Here is a 16258-nt window from a genome sequence, read left to right as displayed (position 1 = left end):
GAACAACGGCATGCGCCGTCACCGGCCCCCACCACAACCCACTAACCCGTCACAAGACCCATAAATATGACGGAGAGGCATAACGCCGCTCACCAGGTGCCGTCGTCCCGGACCCGGGCGGGTGCCCGGCCGAGCAGCAGTGTGGTCAGCGCGGCATCGATGTCGTCGCCGAGGAACCACTCGCCGGCCTGGTCGAGAGCGAAGATCCGGCCGTGCTCGTCGACGGCGAGGATACTGTCCTGCCGCTCCGAGCCGATCGGAAAGAGCCGTACGCCAAGGACCGCGCCGAAGTCCGCCAGCGTGTCGGCGGTGTGCGCGGCACGGAGCGGGTTGGTGTCGAATACGCGGATCCAGACCTCTGTCCCTGGCCGGCGGCGGAACGTGCCGAGAGCTGGGAAGTCGAGGAACACCTGTTCCGCTGCGGGAAACGGCTCATGTCGATGAGCTCGGCCCGTAATCTCGCAAGTCTCTGCGATGGCGCCCTCGGCGAGCGCCCAATTGAGAGAATTCTGGTCCCAGCCTGCATCGGCTAGGGCCTGCGCGACAACGGGTGGAAACCGGTCAACGACGGGTATCGGCCGAGTGATGGCCGGCGGCTCAGTGATCGACCCCAGCTCGGGCCACGGCAGGGCGCCAAGGTGCACCAGGGCGCTCGTGCATGACTCGCACAAATTCTCAACCCGCCCGCCGGCGGGATCGCCTGGTTCTCGCACCCTGAAGACATCGAGCCGGCCTGTTGCCAGCAGAGCCTCCGCTTCCCGCATCGTCATCGCCGATTGGCCGGCGGCGGCGCGGCGGTGGTCGTACTCGTGGAGGACGTCGGAGACCACGATCAGCTCGGCGTGGCGGTCCCCGCCGCGCACCAGGTGGCCTGCCGGAAGCTCGTCGAGGTAGGCCCGCACCAACGGGTGATGGTTCAGCTCGACCTCGCCCTTGGTGCCCTGGCCGACGTACGTCCGGCCCTCGACGGTCAGGTGCGCGACGGTGGCCGGGGTAGGCAGCCGACGGATCTCACGGAGCAACTGGCTCGCCGGGTCGACGGTGCGGGGGGCCGGCGAACCGGTGGGGCGGCTGCGCCGGTACATCTGCTGCACGACCGTCGCTGGCACGCGTGGCCAGGTGCTGACCTCGCCGGTCTCCTTGTCGACGACGGTGGTCGGCAGGTCGCCCGGATTGGTGTCGACCTCGACGGCCACTGTGGACCGGATGACGTACCCCAGGTCGAACTCGTCGAGGAGGGGGCGGCACTCGTACCCGAGGCGTTGTGAATCGCGGCGGGCCCACACCGTCGCGAGCTGCTCGGCCTGTTGTCGGTCGATCACGGCCTGAAACTACCGGACCCCACGGATCCATGGCAGCCGGTATGGTTCCCCTGACTGACGGTGACCGGGGAGGCGACGTTGGCCGAGAGTGTGGACCGGGACGCCAATCGCGCGCTCCGGGCTCGGTTCGCAGAGGTGCACGGCCAGTACCAGCGGCTCCGGTCCGGTCTGGACGAACTCCAGGGCCGGCTCGCCGAGCTGCGGGTGACCGAGCGCTCCGACGACGGCAAGGTGACCGTGACGGTGGGCGCGCGCGGTGAGCTGATCTCGGTGCAGCTCGACCCGGGTGTCTACCACGACCGGGACCACCACGCGCTGGGCCGGAAGATCACCACAACGGTGCAGCGGGCCACGGCCGCGGCCACGGCCGCCGCCCAGGAACTGGTCGCCGGTTACCTACCGGCCGGATCGGGGTCGGTGGAATTCCTGCGTACCGGTGATTTCGGCGCCTTGCTCGGCCGGGCCGACGCGGTGTTCCGGGGTGAGGGTGAGCGGCGTGACTGAGGGGCAGCTCTGGCTCGACCGGGACCGGGCTCGCCGAGGTGGCGCCGACCTGCACCTGGCAGGCGAGGCGATCGGCGACCGGCGGGCGAAAGTCGGCGGCCCGATCGCAGCGGCGAGCGCGGCGCGACCGTGGGGCCGGGACGACATCGGCGCCGCCTTCGAGAAGCAGTACCGCCGCTACGAGGAGACGCTCCTGCGCGCCTGGGAGGGCGTCGGGCACACCGTGGAGAACCTCGGCGCCCACGCGGTCGCCTCCGTGGACGCGAACGTCGAAGCGGACACCGCCAGCGGCCGCCGATTCGACGGCATCCCCGGCCGGCGCTGACGCCCGGAGGACCTGTGAGCCTGCTGCCGAGCCCGATCCCGCATCCGCTCGACTACTGCCCCTGGGACCTGCCCGGCTGGGTGTCCGAGGCGCTCGACTGGGTCGTCGGCGTGGAATGGCCCGACGGCGACGAGCGGGCGGTCTGGGACCTCGCCGACCAGTGGTACGCAGTGGCCGACGCGCTGGCCGGGCCGCGCGACGACGCCTTCGCCGCGGCGGCCGAGGTGCGCAGCGGATACGGCGGCATCGGCGCGGTCGCCGAGGCGTTCGACACTGCCTGGCGGCGGGTCGCCGAGGGCGACGAGGCCCCGTTGCCCGTGCTGATGGCGGTCAGCGCGGACCTGGGCCGGCTGGTGGAGGAGTGCGGCTGCGACATCGAGGGAGCCAAGCTCGAGGTCTGGATCGAGCTGGGCATCCTGGTGGTCGAGCTGCTCTCGCTGGCGGTGGCCGCGGTGCTCACCGCCGGCGCCGCCTCACCCGCGGCCGGTGCGGCGATCACCGCCACCCGGGTGGTCGTGCAGCAGATCTTCAAGCGGCTGCTGGCCCAGATGGCCAGGAAGGCGCTCAAGCAAGGGCTCAAGGAGGCGGGCGAGCGGGCGGCCAAGGAGGTCGCCAAGGGTGGCGCGCGCGGCCTTGCCCGGCGGGCCGTCAAGGGCGGGCTGTTCGAGGCGGGGGAAGAGGCGGGGGTAAGCCTCGCCACGCAGGCGTACCAGAACTCGACCGGCCGTCGCCACGGCCTGGACCTGGCGGACCTGGGTGCGTCGGCGGTCGGTGGGCTGGCCGGCGGAGCGGTGGCGCCACTGGCGGGTCTGGGCCGACGCGCCACCGGGCGGGCGGCCCGGATCGGGGAGCACTTCGGCCGTGAGATGACCGGTGAGGTGCTCGCCGAGGGCGCGGCGGGACTCGCCACCGGCCAGGGCGTCGTGTCGGTCGAGGAGGCGGCCCGCGCGGCCGTGTCCGGGGTCAGCGGATCGGCGACGGGCCAGGCCCACACGGAGTTGCACGCCCGCCTCGGAGGCCGGATGCACGCCCTCGCGGGCGCGCCCCTCGCGCCGAGCGACCTCCCCGTACCTCCGCTCCCACCCATCCCGTCGGCGTGCGGCGAGAGTTCCCCGGGGCCGCCGCCTGCCGAGGCGGCGCACGCCTCCGTCCTCAGTGGGGAGTCTCTGGAGGCCGGTGCGACAGCAACGGGCGGTGCCGCCGCCCCGACGGCTGCTCAGCCGGGGTACGAGCGGCCGTCCGTCGCTTCCCAAGCGGATCCTGCACCCGACCGACACGCCGCAGCGGTGGCCTCCGGTACCGCGGGGGTGCAGCAAGGTCCCGACCTGCGAATCGTCGGGGACGCCGACAGGACGCTGTCGAAGGGTGCCGAGGCAGCGCGGGCCGTAGCCAGCCCCACGCTTTCCGCCGTCACCGTCGAGCACCCACCGGCCCCGGCGCCGCAGGTGGTCGACCCGCCACCAGCCCCGCCTCAACCGGCGACGCCGGTGCCCGCGACGGCAGGCGGCCCGGTTGCGCACGTCGGCGCCGGCACGACGGTCGGCACGCTCGCTGGTTCAGTCACGACTGCCGGTGCCAGCCCACCGGCAATCGTTAGCCCGACCAGCCCCGGGCCGGTCTCCAGCACGGCCAACGATGGGCATCTCGCGCCGAGCCAGGCGGCGTCCCCTGCGACGGCCCCCCACAGTTCTGCGCCGGGCCCGGTTCACCAGCCGTCATCGACGCCCCAGCACGGAGGGCGACCCGAGCAGTCCACCGGTGTGCCCGAGAGAGGTGCCGACGCGTCGAGTGCGTCGCGGGCCCACCGGTTCCCGCTCCTGGAGACGCTCGCCCCGGGTCCGGCGACCACACCGATGACGAGCGACCAACCGTCCGTGCCGTCGCCCGTGCCGGCCATCGAATCGCTGAGACCGCGAACGCCGGAGTGGTACGCCGCCAAGTGGGCTGCGGATCGGGAAGGCCTCGAGCGACGTCGGTATCGGGGCTACTTCGAGGCCCAGCGCGCGTGGTACGAAGATCGCCGACGGCGCGACTCTGCGGAGCATCTCCGGGATTCATCCAATCACTACCTGGACCGGGCGCGCTGGTTCAAGCAGCGTGCGCGCGAGGCTGTCAGGGCGGGCCTTGCCCTCCGCAGCGAGCACTTGTTCCAGGCCAGCGACCTTGCTGAACGGGACTCGTACGAGTTGGCCGACCTAGCCGACGCGACCAGAGCTGGCGCTGTGGTGCCGGACGAGGTTGTCGTCGAGGACGCGGCGGACTTCCAGCGGATCAACGACGACGTGGCCGACCTGGCTCCCGGTGCCGTCGAGACCGACGACCGGTCCGCCCTGACCGGGGACGACGACCCGCCCCCCATCGAGCGGTCCCGCCGGTACGGGCAGTGGGGCGGGCTGCGACCACCCCTGGCGCTGCACCAGACCGACCTCGAACGACAGATGCCGCGGAACCCCGACGGCACCGTGGTCCGTACCGCCGATCCCCGGGAGGGCGGATGGTTCGCCCTGGCCAACGACGGCGGCCCCGAGGCGGATCCCACCCGAGGCATCAACTGCCTGGACTGCACCCTTTCGCTGTACGACACCTGGCTGCACGGCCGCCCGCGCGTGTCCGCCCCGCGTACCTTCGACGGCTACCTGGAGGGCGACGTACGGCGACCGATCCGGGGCGAGGCGGAAGGCCCGGCCAGGGTCGAGGAGGTGACGGGCGGCCGGTTCCAACGGCTCTTCGCCCCGAGGGACGGGCAGACGCTCGCAGCGGTGGAGTTGGGTCAGTCGGTCGAGCGTGCCTTCAACAACCTCCATGACCAACTCGTCATCGGTGGCCACGGCAGCTACGCCTTCCTGATCACTGAGTGGGAGAACGGCGGTTCGCACGCCTGGGTGGCGCTCAACCAGAACGGCACCGTCCTCTTCCTCGATCCGCAGAGCGGCTCCGTCAGCGACCGCCCGCTCTACACGCACTGCGGAGCGCCCGGGCCGGACAATGCCGTCGCCATCGACGCGCTGGTGCTAGGTCGCGACGGCCAGCCGATGCCGCTGGGTGGCCTGGCCCGAGGGCGCTTCAGCGTTCTGCCGGACCTTCCGAACTACCCGCCCGCGCCCGACGACCAGGACGGGCACGGCGACCCGTACCTCAATCGGATTCACCTGCTCGACGGCCCGGGCTCCACCACGCCGGAGTCGGCGGGCGAACCGGTCCGTCGAGCGCCGGAACCTGATCTCCCGACCGACCTGTCTGTCGATGACCAGGATGCCCTTCGGCGTAGGAGAGACGGAGCAATCGCCGAACGCCTGCCAACGGGCAGGGCGGTGCGGGACATCCTTGCCGCCAGCGCGGACCTCGACGCTGCCTTCACCGCAGGCGTCACCCCGGCCGAGTTGGCCACCGAGCTGGACGCGGCGGAACTTCGACGGCTCGCGCCACACCTAAACGACAAGGCAGCGGACGCCCTGGTCCGACTCTTCGCGGACCCACGTCTTGTGCGAATGCTTGACGAGGTCTGGCAAACGCCACCGCGGGGCATGCCGATGCTCGGTGAGGCGCTGGTTCGCCAGCTCACACAACACCCCGATCTGGTGCGAATGATCCTCGCGACGCCGGAGTTGGCGAACTCACTGACGGCACGTCCCATGACCCTGCACCACCTCGCCAGCCACCAGCCGGCCATTGACATGCTCGGTGCTGTCGTTGCCGATGTCGATGAGTCGGGCGCAGCCTCAGTTGCCGATGAGCGCCCTCCCCCTCCGCTTCCGACTCCGATTTCTGAAGCGCAACGCCGCGTCAGCGCCAGCGTTGCGGTGGGCCTTGAGACTCCGGCGCAGCCAGGCTTCGACCGGCGAAGATCGGCGGACGAGGCATACCGGACGCGCTATCTCGACGATCTTTATGCCGCAGCAGCGGTAGCGCAGGCCGAACTGAACAGGATCGCTACCGATCTCGCCCACGATGGAAGCGGGGTGGTCGGCCAAGCCGGCTGGCGGCAGAGTCCCAAGGATCGTCGTCGGGCCGAGGACAAGGTGGTGAAGTACCGGAACGACGTCTCCAAGCTGCGGGATCTTGCAGCGGCGAAGGTGGAGTTTCGATCGCTTGATCAACTGTACGGCGCACTCGCTCGACTGCGAGATCTGCCGGAACTCCGGATCGTGCGGTGTGAGGACCGGTTCGTCAATCCCCAAGACAGTGGGTACCGCGACGTCCAGCTCGTCTTGGAGATGTCGAACGGGCACCTCGCCGAGTTCCGCCTGCACCTGGCAGCGCTGGACGAGGTGGCTGTCTGGGAGCATGCCCTGTTCGAAGTCCGGCGGGATCTCGATAGCCTTGCGCGCGAAGACGGCCGTGCCCTGTCGGGGAGAGAAAAGGCGATCGCTGACAGCATTCTGCGTCGGCAGCAGCAGCTTTTCTGGCGGGCGCTGCTATCGACCTTCGAGGAGATGCCGTGACCAAGGACGCACCGGGCCTAGTTCTGCCGTCGTACTACTCCTACTACGACTCGCCCGTGAAGATCGTCGCAAGCGGTGACGGGCCCCGGGTTTGGCGCGTATCCATGGAGGACGGGTCGTGGCAGGAGGAGAACGAGATCTTCGAGGAGCTTGTCTCCGCGATCGGAGGGGAGATTTTCAAGCGGACGGCGATGGAGTTCGTTCAGGACGTGGAGCGGTATCGGGCCGAGTACCTGTCTGGCGACGGACCGATCTACGCACTGTACGAGACTGCCAAGTCGATCATCGAGACCGGGCATCGGGAACGGCGGTCTCCGACGACGAGGGAGTTGGCCCTGGTACGCGGCATCCGCCAGAAGACCTTCGCGATGTTCGAGGAGGAGCTTCAACGCGCCGGTGATCCCGGTGCCGACCCCTCGCTGGCGCAGGGACTGTCTGGCGACTGAGCCCTCGTGTTTCGGTGTCGGCTTTCAGGAGCCGGGCGATGCGCCCTCCCTACTGGCCTGGCCCAGGTGGCGGTGTGCCGAGTTCCGCCATGCTGGCGCTGCTGATAAGCGAGCCATTAGGTCCTTGGAGGGCTCCCTTGACCCTTGTCCACTGGGCACTGCGAATCGAACCCAGCCTCGACGATGTCTCCCTCGACCGGGTGCGGTCAGCGCTGGGGTTGAACTCGTCGGGGCGACTGACCGACAGTTGGAACGAGCTGTTCGGTGAAGCCCGTTGGTCGGTGGGTGGGCGGTACGCGACGGTGGAGCTCTGGCGGGATGTCGATACGGCCGAGTGGCGGGTCGACGTGGAGTTTTCGACAGACGTTCCCGTTGCCGATGTTGAACCGTTCGTCCAGCAGATTCGAGCCGGGCTTGAAGGCGCCGGCCTGGAAGTGACTTCGGCTTACCGCCGACCTTCGGGGCGAACCTGATGAACCTCTGACGGCTTCAGTCCTTGGGGGCGTTCAGCGGAGACCTTTGGCTGGGATGAACGCTGTCGCCCGACCGTGGCGGCCCGGGCACTCAAATCTGTGCTCGGTGTCGGCCTCGTGGTCTGCTGCCGTTGTATGTGACCGCCGGTCACCACCTCCGACCCATGGCGGCGTGCGGCGCCTAGGTCTGGGGCTTGCGGTCCGTGACGTACACGCCCTTGCCCTGTTGGCCGTCGATGACGCCCTCGGCCTTGAGCAGGACCATTGCGGTTCGAATGACTGTCCCGCTGACCTTGTAGTGCTCGCAGAGCGCCTTGAACGACGGCAGCTTGTCACCCGGCTTGAGTTCGCCGGAGGTGATCTGTTCCCGGATATCGCGGACGACCCGTAGGTACGCAGCTTCAGACATCGGTGGTGCTCCCAGCTTGGCGGCTGGGCCAAGCAGACCACACGACGCCAGCAACCTACAACACAATGTGCGCAGGCGTTGACCGTGAATACATTGTACTTTAAGTTGCTGGTGGGGCTGCTGAGCTTGGCGGCTGGGTGCCCCCGCCGTGGGTGTCTGGCCTGGTCCCCCGTCCGGGGTGGGCACCCGCGGCACCGTCCGGGTGAGTGGTGGGAGGCCCTGTGAGCGGTCTGCGGCTTGGGGTCTGCCAGCGGGTGACCGACCTTCGGGAGCGGGATGCGGGTTCGACAGAGCGGGCGGCGTGATGGCACGCCGGGTTTCCTACGACGACTACCTGGTCGCGGTGGCGGCGACCCTCGCCCGCCGGCATCGGCCGGTGTGGTGCTGGCGTCGGTGGCGTCGGGTCTGCCGGTGCGGGGCCGAGTTGCCCTGCCGGGTGCGGCATCGGATTCCGATCAATCGCGGCCACTGGCCCGGGGAGGAGCAACCACCGCCGATCAACTGATGTGCCTCGTCCTGGCGGTGCATCTGCGCGGGCCCGACGGCATGTGCGTCGGGTGCTGGGCATGGTGGAGGAGGCTGTCGCCGTACCCCTGCTGGCAGGTCGACTGGGCGACCAGCCGGCAGGCACGGTCGCGGACCGCGCGCTTTCTCGGCGGCCGGCCGTGACCACCCACGGGCCGATCCTGCCGGTCTGGAGCTGCGGCGGATGCGACCTTCCCTGGCCCTGCCCGACCCGCCGGCGCGAGCTGCGGGCCGAGTTCGACCGGGCGCCCGTCTCGCTGGCGATCTACATGAGTTCCTACTTCGTCTGGGCCGCCGAGGATCTGATCTGGATACCGGCCGGCACCCTGCATCGCCGCTTCGTGGGGTGGGTGCGGTGAGCTGGCTGCGCCCGGGGGACGAGAAGTTCCACTACAGCGACGGCTCGCACAAGTGGATCCCACCCGACCCCGATTACGACCAGGAGGTCTGGGACGAGCAGGTGCGTCAGCACAAGCAGCGCCACCTGGCCGGTGAGAAGCCGAAGCCGCGCCTGGGGCTCCGGCGGATCTGATCGGCGCGCAATTCCCTTGCCTGCGATCGATGACTGGGTCAGGGTCGGCGCATGACGGACTTCCGCTCCGAACCACCCGCGGCAACCCTCCCCACCCCCTCCTTCGCCTGGGACAACATGTTCCTGACCCCGGAGGACGATCCCCGCTCCGACGGCAACTTCGACGACGAGCGGGAGATGCTGGTCAACTACCTGCGCGACCAGCGGCTCACCCTGGAGTTGAAGTGCGCCGGGCTCGACGCCGAGCAGCTGGCCCGCCCGGCGGTGCCGCCGTCGCCGCTGTCGCTGCTCGGGCTGGTGCGGCACATGTCGGAGGTGGAGAGCGCCTGGTTCCGGAGCATCATGGCCGGGGAGGACGCGCCCAGGCTCTACCGCACCGACAGCGACCAGGACGCCGACTTCACCGGCGCGGTCGCCGACCCCGCAGTGGTCGCCGAGGCGTGGGACACCTGGCGGGCCCAGGTCGCGTACGCCGGCCGCTTCGTCGCCGAGAACGACCTGGGGGTCAAGGGGAAGCGCGGCAACGAGGAAATCACGCTGCGCGAGCTGCTCGTGCACATGATCGAGGAGTACGCCCGCCACAACGGCCACGCGGACTTCCTGCGCGAGCGGATCGACGGCCGGGTCGGCCAGTGACCGTCGACGACCGCATCGCCCGGGCGAATGCGCACTACGAGCGGGCCGTCTTCGGCGGTGACCCTGGCGGTCTCGCTGGCGCCGAACGGGACCTGGACGGGGTGGAGGCCGATCTCGCGATGGCCCGGGGTCGGCTGCGGCACGCGTCCTTCCTCGGCGACGGGGTCGAGGACCCGCGCGAGTTGGCGCTCTTCGAGCGGGCTGCCGAGCTCTATCGGCGGCTCGGCGACGAGCGTGGCGAGGCCGAGGCGCTCTTCTGGATCGGCTGCGTCCACCAACTGATCCGCAAGGACGAGCGGGCCGCCGCTCCCGCGTTCGCCAGGGCCCGCGACCTGGCCACCCGGGTCGGCGACCGGCTGACCCTCTCGTACGTGCTGCGGCACCTGGCTTTCGCCGAGCACGCGGCCGGGCAGCTCGACGCGGCGCGGGAGCGGATGGAGGAGTCCACCCGGCTGCGCCGCGAGATCGGCTTCGGTCCGGGGGTGGCCGCGAACCTGGTGGCGCTGGCCTTTCTCGCCATGGACGGCGGGCGGCGGGACGATGCCGCTGCGCTGGTCGACGAGGCGGCGGCCGTCGCCGAGGCGAGCGGGGCGGCTGGCGTCCTGCGCTGGGTCGAGGAGGCCCGCGAGGCCCTGGGCGAGTGACCGGGGCAGAGCGTCCGGCCGATGGTGAGGGTGTCAGGCTCGCGGGGGATACCGCCGTTTGCCCGGAACGGAGTCGATGATGAGCAGCCCGGAGGCGCCGCGGACGGTGGCCGAGGCGGTGGCCGTACAGGATCGGTTGCGGCCGCTCGCGGACCTGGTCGGGCCGGGCCCGGACCGGCCCGCGACGGTGGCCGGCCTCGACGTCGCGTACGCGGAGAGCGGTGACCGGCTCGCCGCGGCCGTCACCGTGCTCGACGCCGCGACCCTGGCCGTGCTGGACCGGGCGGTCGAGGTGGGGCGGCCGGCCTTCGACTACGTGCCGGGGCTCTTCGCCTTCCGGGAGTTGCCCGCCCTGCTGGGCGCGCTCGACCGGCTGACCGTCCGCCCGGAGCTGCTGGTCTGCGACGGGCACGGGCTGGCCCATCCGCGCCGGTTCGGGCTCGCCTGCCACCTGGGCGTGCTGACCGGCCTGCCGACGATCGGGGTGGGCAAGACGCCGCTGGTCGGCCAGTGGGCCGAGCCGGGGCCGCGCCGGGGCGCCGCCAGCGACCTGGTCGATCGGGGCGAGGTGGTGGGTCGGGTGCTGCGGACCCGGGACGGGGTGAAGCCGGTCTTCGTCAGCGTCGGCCACCGGATGAGCCTGGCGAACGCCGTCGCCCAGGTGCTCGCCCTCACCCCGCACTACCGCCTGCCGGAGACCACCCGCACCGCCGACCGCCTCAGCCGCGATGCCCTCACCGCCGCGACCACCCGGCCCCCGGGCCCCACCCTCCCTGGTTGACCAAGGAGTTTGCGCACGATTCCTGCCCAGATCCGTGCCCAAACTCCTTGATCAACCCGGCGGAGGGGGGAGCGGGAGCGCGGGGGCGGTGGGGGTGGGGGTGATGCGGCGCTCATGTGGAGCGGTCGATGACCGGGGGGTGACCTGGGCCGGTAGTAACCTACCGGCGGACCCCAACGGGGAAGAGACGGTGAGGTGGACATGTCCGTGCGTCGGCAGGTGGCGCGACTGGTGACGGCCGGCGCGGTGCTGGGCGGCCTGCTGGTCGTCGGGGCGGCACCGGCGTACGCCGATGAGGACCGGGTCGGCGTGCGGGCTCCGGGCGAGTTCACCGCCGGTGGGTCGGCGGAGGGCGTGTCGGTCGAGGTGCGCAAGCGCACCGACGGCTGCGTGCTGCTGCGCACCTCGCTCACGCTGCGCCTGGACGGGATTACCGCCGACCAGGTGCGGGTAGAGGTGAACGCGGGCGGCCGCTGGTTCCCCGTGCCGGTCTCCGGCGGCGGGGGAGAGGTGAGCGTCCCCCGTACCTCGCCCGCGGATCCGACGTTGTGCAAGGGAAAGAGCATCACCGTCCGCTACCGGGTGGCCTTCGCGGAGGGCGCACCGGCGGGGCGGCTGCAGGTGGTCGGCGAGGCGACGAACGCCATCGGTCGGCTCCTCGGCCGGGGTGCCGACAGTTCCCGGGTCGACGGCCAGGCCGCCGCGCCCACCCCGACCAGGGAGCCCGCCCCGACCCCCACCCCCAGCGCGGAGCCCACCGAGGCCGCGGTCGCCGCCCCGGGCGGGCCGACCCAGGCCGCGGTCGCTGGGCCGACCACGAGTCAGGCCGCTGCCGCCGACGCCGACGAGTCCTCCGGAGGATCCATGATCATGTACTTCGGCATCGCCATGGTCGCCGTGGGCGCCGGGCTGATCGCCCTGCTCATCCGCAACAACCGCAGGGACCGGGCGGACGCGGACGAGCAGGGTGGCTACCCGGGCGTCCCGGTGCCCCGCAACCCCGGCCCGACCACCTACCGCTCCGGCGGCGGGCTGCCGGGCACGACCCCCACGCAGACCAGCCAGGTGTACGGCCAGCAGCAGCCCCCGGCCCGCGCCGGCGGCCTGTACGGCGCGGCCGGCGCGTACCCGACGGTCGCCCCGACCCCGCGCCCCACCGGCGGCGTGTACGGCGCCCGGCCGATCTCGGCCCCGCCGGCCCCCACCTCCGCGCCCCCGGAGGAGAGCTGGCCCACCTCGGCGCCGCCGGCCGGTCAGGGTGGCCCGGAGGCGGGCCCCGCGGGCGGCGACGCCACCACCTTCATGCCCCGCCTGCCCGGCTAGGACGGGGCGGACCCCGCTGCTCCGTTACGCTCGGGTCGTTGACGACCTGCTGCCAAGGAGCGAAATCGGTGTCTGACCTGTCCCAGATCGTGAAGGCGTACGACGTCCGTGGGACGGTGCCCGACCAGTGGGACGAGCGCACTGCCGAGGCTCTGGGCGCCGCCTTCACGCAGGTCCTCAACGCCGCGGGTGAGCCCGGGGACGCCGTGTTGATCGCGCACGACATGCGGGCCACCGGCCCGGCCCTGGCCGCCGCGTTCGCCGTCGGCGTCCGGGCCGAGGGGCGCTCGGTGATCGAGCTGGGGCTCGGCTCCACCGACATGCTCTACTACGCCTCCGGCGCGCTCTCCCTGCCCGGCGCGATGTTCACCGCCAGCCACAACCCGGCGCAGTACAACGGCATCAAGATGTGCCGCTCCGGCGCCCGGCCGATCGGGCAGGACAGCGGCCTGGCCGACATCCGGGACCGGGCCCAGGCAATGCTGGCGGGCGGCGAGCGCCCGGCCGGCGAGCCGCAGGCCCCGGCCGAGCGCCGCGACCTGCTGGCGGACTACGCCGGGTACCTGCGCAAGCTGGTCGACCTGTCGACGATCCGGCCGCTGAAGGTCGTGGTGGACGCCGGCAACGGGATGGGCGGCTACACCGTGCCGACGGTGCTCGGCGACGCCGCCCTGCCGGCCCTGCCGCTGCAGATCGTCCCGCTCTACTTCGAGCTGGACGGCACCTTCCCCAACCACGAGGCCAACCCCCTCGACCCGAAGAACCTGGTCGACCTCCAGCGCGCGGTGGTCGCGCACAGCGCCGACATCGGGCTGGCCTTCGACGGTGACGCCGACCGCTGCTTCGTCATCGACGAGCGCGGCGAACCGGTCTCGCCGTCCGCGATCACCGCCCTGGTCGCGGCCCGCGAGCTGGCCAAGCACCCCGGCTCCACGGTGATCCACAACGCGATCACCTCCCGTGCCGTGCCGGAGATCATCCGGGAGCACGGTGGGGTGCCGGTGGTGACCCGGGTCGGCCACTCCTTCATCAAGGCCGAGATGGCCCGTACCAACGCGATTTTCGGCGGCGAGCACTCCGCGCACTACTACTTCCGCGACTTCTGGTTCGCCGACACCGGCATGCTCGCCGCCATGCACACCCTGGCCGCGCTCGGCGAGCAGTCCCAGCCGCTGTCGATCATGGCCAGCGTCTACGAGCGGTACACCGCCTCCGGTGAGATCAATTCCACGGTCGGCGACCAGGCCGCCCGGGTCGCCGAGGTGCGCGCCGCGTACCCGGAGGCGGAGGCCGAGGAGCTGGACGGGCTCACCCTGCGCTTCCCCGACGGCGCCTGGTTCAACCTGCGCGCGTCCAACACCGAGCCGTTGCTGCGGCTCAACGTCGAGGGCCCGAGCGCGGAGCGGATGATCTCACTGCGCGACGAGGTGCTGGAGCGGGTTCGCCGATAAGATCGCCTGCGCCGGTCGGCACCGTCGGCCGACGAACCGCACACGTGGAAGGAGCCGCGCCGTGGCCCTGGACCCGCAGTTGCTCGAGATCCTCGCCTGCCCGGACACGCACCACGCCCCACTGGACTACGACGCGCAGGCGCAGACCCTGACCTGCACCGAGTGCGGTCGGGTCTTCGAGGTGCGCGACGACGTGCCGGTGCTGCTGCTCGACGAGGCCCGCGGCGGCCCGCAGGCGAAGCCGTGATGGACGGTACCGCCGGGGTCAGCGGCCGGCGGGTGGCCGACGAGTCCGTGCTGGACGACCCGGACGCCTTCGCCGAGCACGACCCGGGCGGCATGCTGCGCTTCACGGCCTCGGCCGGCGCCCAGGTACGCGAGTCGGCGGCGCTGGCCGCCGAGGCGAACCTCTCGCTGCTGGAGGACGGCGGCCGCCCCCGGGCGGTCGTCATCGCCGGCATCGGCACCGCCGGGCGTACCGGGGACGTGCTCGCCACCGTCGCCGGGCCGCGCTGCCCGGTGCCGGTCATCGCGCACCGCAGCTCCGGCGTGCCCGGCTGGGTCGGCGCGGCCGACGTGGTGATCGCGGTCAGCGCCTCCGGCCGCAGCCCCGAGGCGCTCGGCGCCGCCGAGGCCGCGCACCGCCGCGGTGCCCGGCTGGTCGCCGTCGGCGCACCCGACTCGCAGTTGCAGTCGGTCGCCGAGCGGGCCCGGGCGCCGTTCATCCCGGTGCCCCGCCGCGCGCCGGCCCGGGCCAGTCTCTGGGCGCTCACCGTGCCGGTTCTGCTCGCCGCCCGTACGCTCGGCCTCGTGAAGGTCAACGAGGCGGATCTGGCGGAGACCGCGGCCCGGCTGGACGCCGACGCCGACCGCTGCCGGCCGACCGCGGAGTCCTTCGTCAACCCGGCGAAGTCGCTGGCCCTGGGGCTGGCCGGGTCGATCCCGATCGTCTGGGGGTCGTCCCCGCTGGCCACCGTCGCGGCCCGGCGCTTCGGCGACACCCTGTCGGCCAACGCCCGCTACCCGGTGGTCACCGGGGCGCTCGGCGAGGCGGGTCGCGGTCGGGTCGGCCTGCTCGACGGCGTCTTCGGCGGCCTGGTGGAATCGGCGCGGGACATCTTCGCCGACCGCGAGGAGGTCGAGGGTGACCCGACGCGGCTGCGGCTGGTGCTGCTGCGCGACGGCGGGCTCAACGCCGAGGACGACACCGACGAGCCGCTCGCCGTCGAGGAACGCCGCGCCGACGCGGTGCAGACCCTCGCCGAGCGGCGCGGGGTGCGCTGCGACGTGGTGACCGCGGAGGGCGGCTCCGCGCTGGAGCGGCTCGCCTCCCTCGTCGCGGTACCCGACTTCACCTCGATCTACCTCGCCCTGGCCCACGGCCTGGACCCCATGGCCGTCCCGGCCGTCACGGAAATGAAGGAGCTGTCGAACCAGTGAGCGCAAATGGCGGGACGAAGGCGATCGTCGCCGCCCTGTTGGCCAACATCGGCATCGCCATCACCAAGTTCATCGCGTTCCTGCTGACGAGTTCCTCGTCGATGCTGGCGGAGTCGATCCACTCGGTGGCCGACTCCGGCAACCAGGGCCTGCTGCTGCTCGGCGGCAAGCGGGCCAAGCGGGAGGCCACTCCGCAGCACCCCTTCGGGTACGGCCGGGAGCGCTACATCTACGCGTTCATCGTGTCGATCGTGCTGTTCAGCCTCGGTGGTCTCTTCGCGCTCTACGAGGCGTACCACAAGGCTTCCGACCCGCACCCGATCGAGAGCTGGAAGTGGGTGCCGGTCCTGGTGCTGGTGGCCGCGATCGCGATGGAGAGCTTCTCCTTCCGGACCGCCATCAAGGAGTCGAACCACACCCGGGGCAGCCAGTCCTGGGTGAAGTTCATCCGCCGGGCCAAGGCGCCCGAGCTGCCGGTGGTGCTGCTGGAGGACTTCGGCGCGCTGGTCGGTCTGGTCTTCGCGCTCTTCGGCGTCGGGATGACGCTGATCACCGACAACGGCATGTGGGACGCGGCCGGCACCGCGATGATCGGCGTGCTGCTGGTGATCATCGCGGTCGTGCTGGCGATCGAGACCAAGAGCCTGCTGCTCGGTGAGGGCGCGGACCCGAAGGACCTCGCCGCCATTGAGCGGGCGATCACCGAGGGTCCCGAGGTTCAGCAGATCATCCACATGAAGACGCTCTACCTCGGCCCCGAGGAGCTGATGGTGGCCGCCAAGATCGGCGTCCTGCCGTGCGACAGCGCCGAGGAGCTGGCCCGCGGCATCAACGCCGTGGAGGCCCGGATCCGCACCGCCGTGCCGATCGCCCGGGTCATCTACCTGGAGCCGGACATCTACAGCGCCGCCGCGGAGCGGGCCGGTACCGGCGCCGCGTCGCACACCGCCGTCCCGCAGCCGGACACCGAGCCGGGTGAGGTGCCGGGGCGGGCCGGAGGCTGAC

18 protein-coding genes are annotated in these 16258 nt (G+C 71.6%); 16 read left to right on the top strand and 2 right to left on the bottom strand.

Going from position 1 to position 16258, the window contains the following annotated elements; genetic code table 11:
- Positions 1-89: 89 nt before the first annotated feature.
- Positions 90-1322: an SUKH-3 domain-containing protein gene (locus V6U81_RS23155; RefSeq protein ID WP_334492050.1), complete on the bottom strand. Its 1233-nt coding sequence runs from the start codon at positions 1320-1322 to the stop codon at positions 90-92.
- 78 nt (positions 1323-1400) lie between these two features.
- Here V6U81_RS23155 and V6U81_RS23150 point away from each other — a divergent pair, with 78 nt between their 5' ends.
- The 5 genes from V6U81_RS23150 to V6U81_RS23130 all read left to right on the top strand — a co-directional run bounded on the left by V6U81_RS23150 (position 1401) and on the right by V6U81_RS23130 (position 7512).
- A complete protein-coding gene (locus V6U81_RS23150; protein WP_334492048.1) occupies positions 1401-1826 on the top strand; it encodes a YbaB/EbfC family nucleoid-associated protein in 426 nt (141 codons plus the stop codon).
- Positions 1819-2151, top strand: a complete 333-nt coding sequence (locus V6U81_RS23145) for a hypothetical protein (protein ID WP_334492047.1) — start codon at positions 1819-1821, stop codon at positions 2149-2151. Before V6U81_RS23150 ends, V6U81_RS23145 begins: the two co-directional genes overlap by 8 nt.
- 14 nt (positions 2152-2165) lie before the next feature.
- Positions 2166-6593, top strand: coding sequence for a toxin glutamine deamidase domain-containing protein (locus V6U81_RS23140; protein WP_334492046.1), 4428 nt, complete (start codon positions 2166-2168; stop codon positions 6591-6593).
- A complete protein-coding gene (locus V6U81_RS23135; protein WP_334492045.1) occupies positions 6590-7039 on the top strand; it encodes a hypothetical protein in 450 nt (149 codons plus the stop codon). Before V6U81_RS23140 ends, V6U81_RS23135 begins: the two co-directional genes overlap by 4 nt.
- Before the next feature lie 89 nt (positions 7040-7128).
- Positions 7129-7512: a hypothetical protein gene (locus V6U81_RS23130; RefSeq protein ID WP_334492044.1), complete on the top strand. Its 384-nt coding sequence runs from the start codon at positions 7129-7131 to the stop codon at positions 7510-7512.
- 181 nt (positions 7513-7693) lie between these two features.
- Here V6U81_RS23130 and V6U81_RS23125 read toward each other — a convergent pair whose 3' ends face one another.
- Positions 7694-7921, bottom strand: coding sequence for a winged helix-turn-helix domain-containing protein (locus V6U81_RS23125; RefSeq protein WP_334492043.1), 228 nt, complete (start codon positions 7919-7921; stop codon positions 7694-7696).
- A 276-nt stretch (positions 7922-8197) separates the two neighbouring features.
- Here V6U81_RS23125 and V6U81_RS23120 point away from each other — a divergent pair, with 276 nt between their 5' ends.
- From V6U81_RS23120 to V6U81_RS23070, 11 genes are all read left to right on the top strand, one after another.
- Positions 8198-8590 carry a hypothetical protein gene (locus V6U81_RS23120; RefSeq protein ID WP_334492041.1) on the top strand — a complete coding sequence of 131 codons (393 nt, stop codon included), beginning with the start codon at positions 8198-8200 and terminating at the stop codon, positions 8588-8590.
- On the top strand, positions 8488-8805 hold the full coding sequence (locus V6U81_RS23115) for a hypothetical protein (protein WP_334492057.1): 318 nt from the start codon (positions 8488-8490) through the stop codon (positions 8803-8805). The genes V6U81_RS23120 and V6U81_RS23115 overlap by 103 nt, the downstream gene beginning before the upstream one ends.
- Positions 8802-8978 carry a hypothetical protein gene (locus tag V6U81_RS23110; RefSeq protein WP_334492039.1) on the top strand — a complete coding sequence of 59 codons (177 nt, stop codon included), beginning with the start codon at positions 8802-8804 and terminating at the stop codon, positions 8976-8978. The genes V6U81_RS23115 and V6U81_RS23110 overlap by 4 nt, the downstream gene beginning before the upstream one ends.
- Before the next feature lie 51 nt (positions 8979-9029).
- On the top strand, positions 9030-9614 hold the full coding sequence (locus V6U81_RS23105) for a DinB family protein (RefSeq protein WP_334492037.1): 585 nt from the start codon (positions 9030-9032) through the stop codon (positions 9612-9614).
- Complete coding sequence (locus V6U81_RS23100; RefSeq protein WP_334492035.1) at positions 9611-10258, top strand: tetratricopeptide repeat protein; 648 nt, start codon at positions 9611-9613, stop codon at positions 10256-10258. The genes V6U81_RS23105 and V6U81_RS23100 overlap by 4 nt, the downstream gene beginning before the upstream one ends.
- Before the next feature lie 79 nt (positions 10259-10337).
- Complete coding sequence (gene nfi / locus V6U81_RS23095) at positions 10338-11039, top strand: deoxyribonuclease V (RefSeq protein WP_334492033.1); 702 nt, start codon at positions 10338-10340, stop codon at positions 11037-11039.
- A gap of 201 nt (positions 11040-11240) precedes the next feature.
- Positions 11241-12362, top strand: a complete 1122-nt coding sequence (locus V6U81_RS23090) for a hypothetical protein (protein WP_334492030.1) — start codon at positions 11241-11243, stop codon at positions 12360-12362.
- Between the two features lie 68 nt (positions 12363-12430).
- On the top strand, positions 12431-13813 hold the full coding sequence (locus V6U81_RS23085; protein WP_334492027.1) for a phosphomannomutase/phosphoglucomutase: 1383 nt from the start codon (positions 12431-12433) through the stop codon (positions 13811-13813).
- 61 nt (positions 13814-13874) lie between these two features.
- On the top strand, positions 13875-14060 hold the full coding sequence (locus V6U81_RS23080; RefSeq protein ID WP_334492025.1) for a Trm112 family protein: 186 nt from the start codon (positions 13875-13877) through the stop codon (positions 14058-14060).
- The gene (locus tag V6U81_RS23075) at positions 14057-15253 is read left to right on the top strand and encodes an SIS domain-containing protein (protein ID WP_334492023.1); all 1197 of its coding nucleotides are present in this window, start codon (positions 14057-14059) and stop codon (positions 15251-15253) included. The genes V6U81_RS23080 and V6U81_RS23075 overlap by 4 nt, the downstream gene beginning before the upstream one ends.
- On the top strand, positions 15250-16257 hold the full coding sequence (locus V6U81_RS23070; RefSeq protein WP_334492021.1) for a cation diffusion facilitator family transporter: 1008 nt from the start codon (positions 15250-15252) through the stop codon (positions 16255-16257). Before V6U81_RS23075 ends, V6U81_RS23070 begins: the two co-directional genes overlap by 4 nt.
- The last annotated feature ends 1 nt before the right edge of the window (position 16258 follow it).

It is taken from the genome of Micromonospora lacuserhaii, from assembly GCF_036902735.1.
Taxonomy (GTDB): Bacteria; Actinomycetota; Actinomycetes; order Mycobacteriales; family Micromonosporaceae; genus Micromonospora.
Note: the sequence above shows the minus strand (reverse complement) of the source record. Positions and strands in the feature narration are given on the sequence as shown.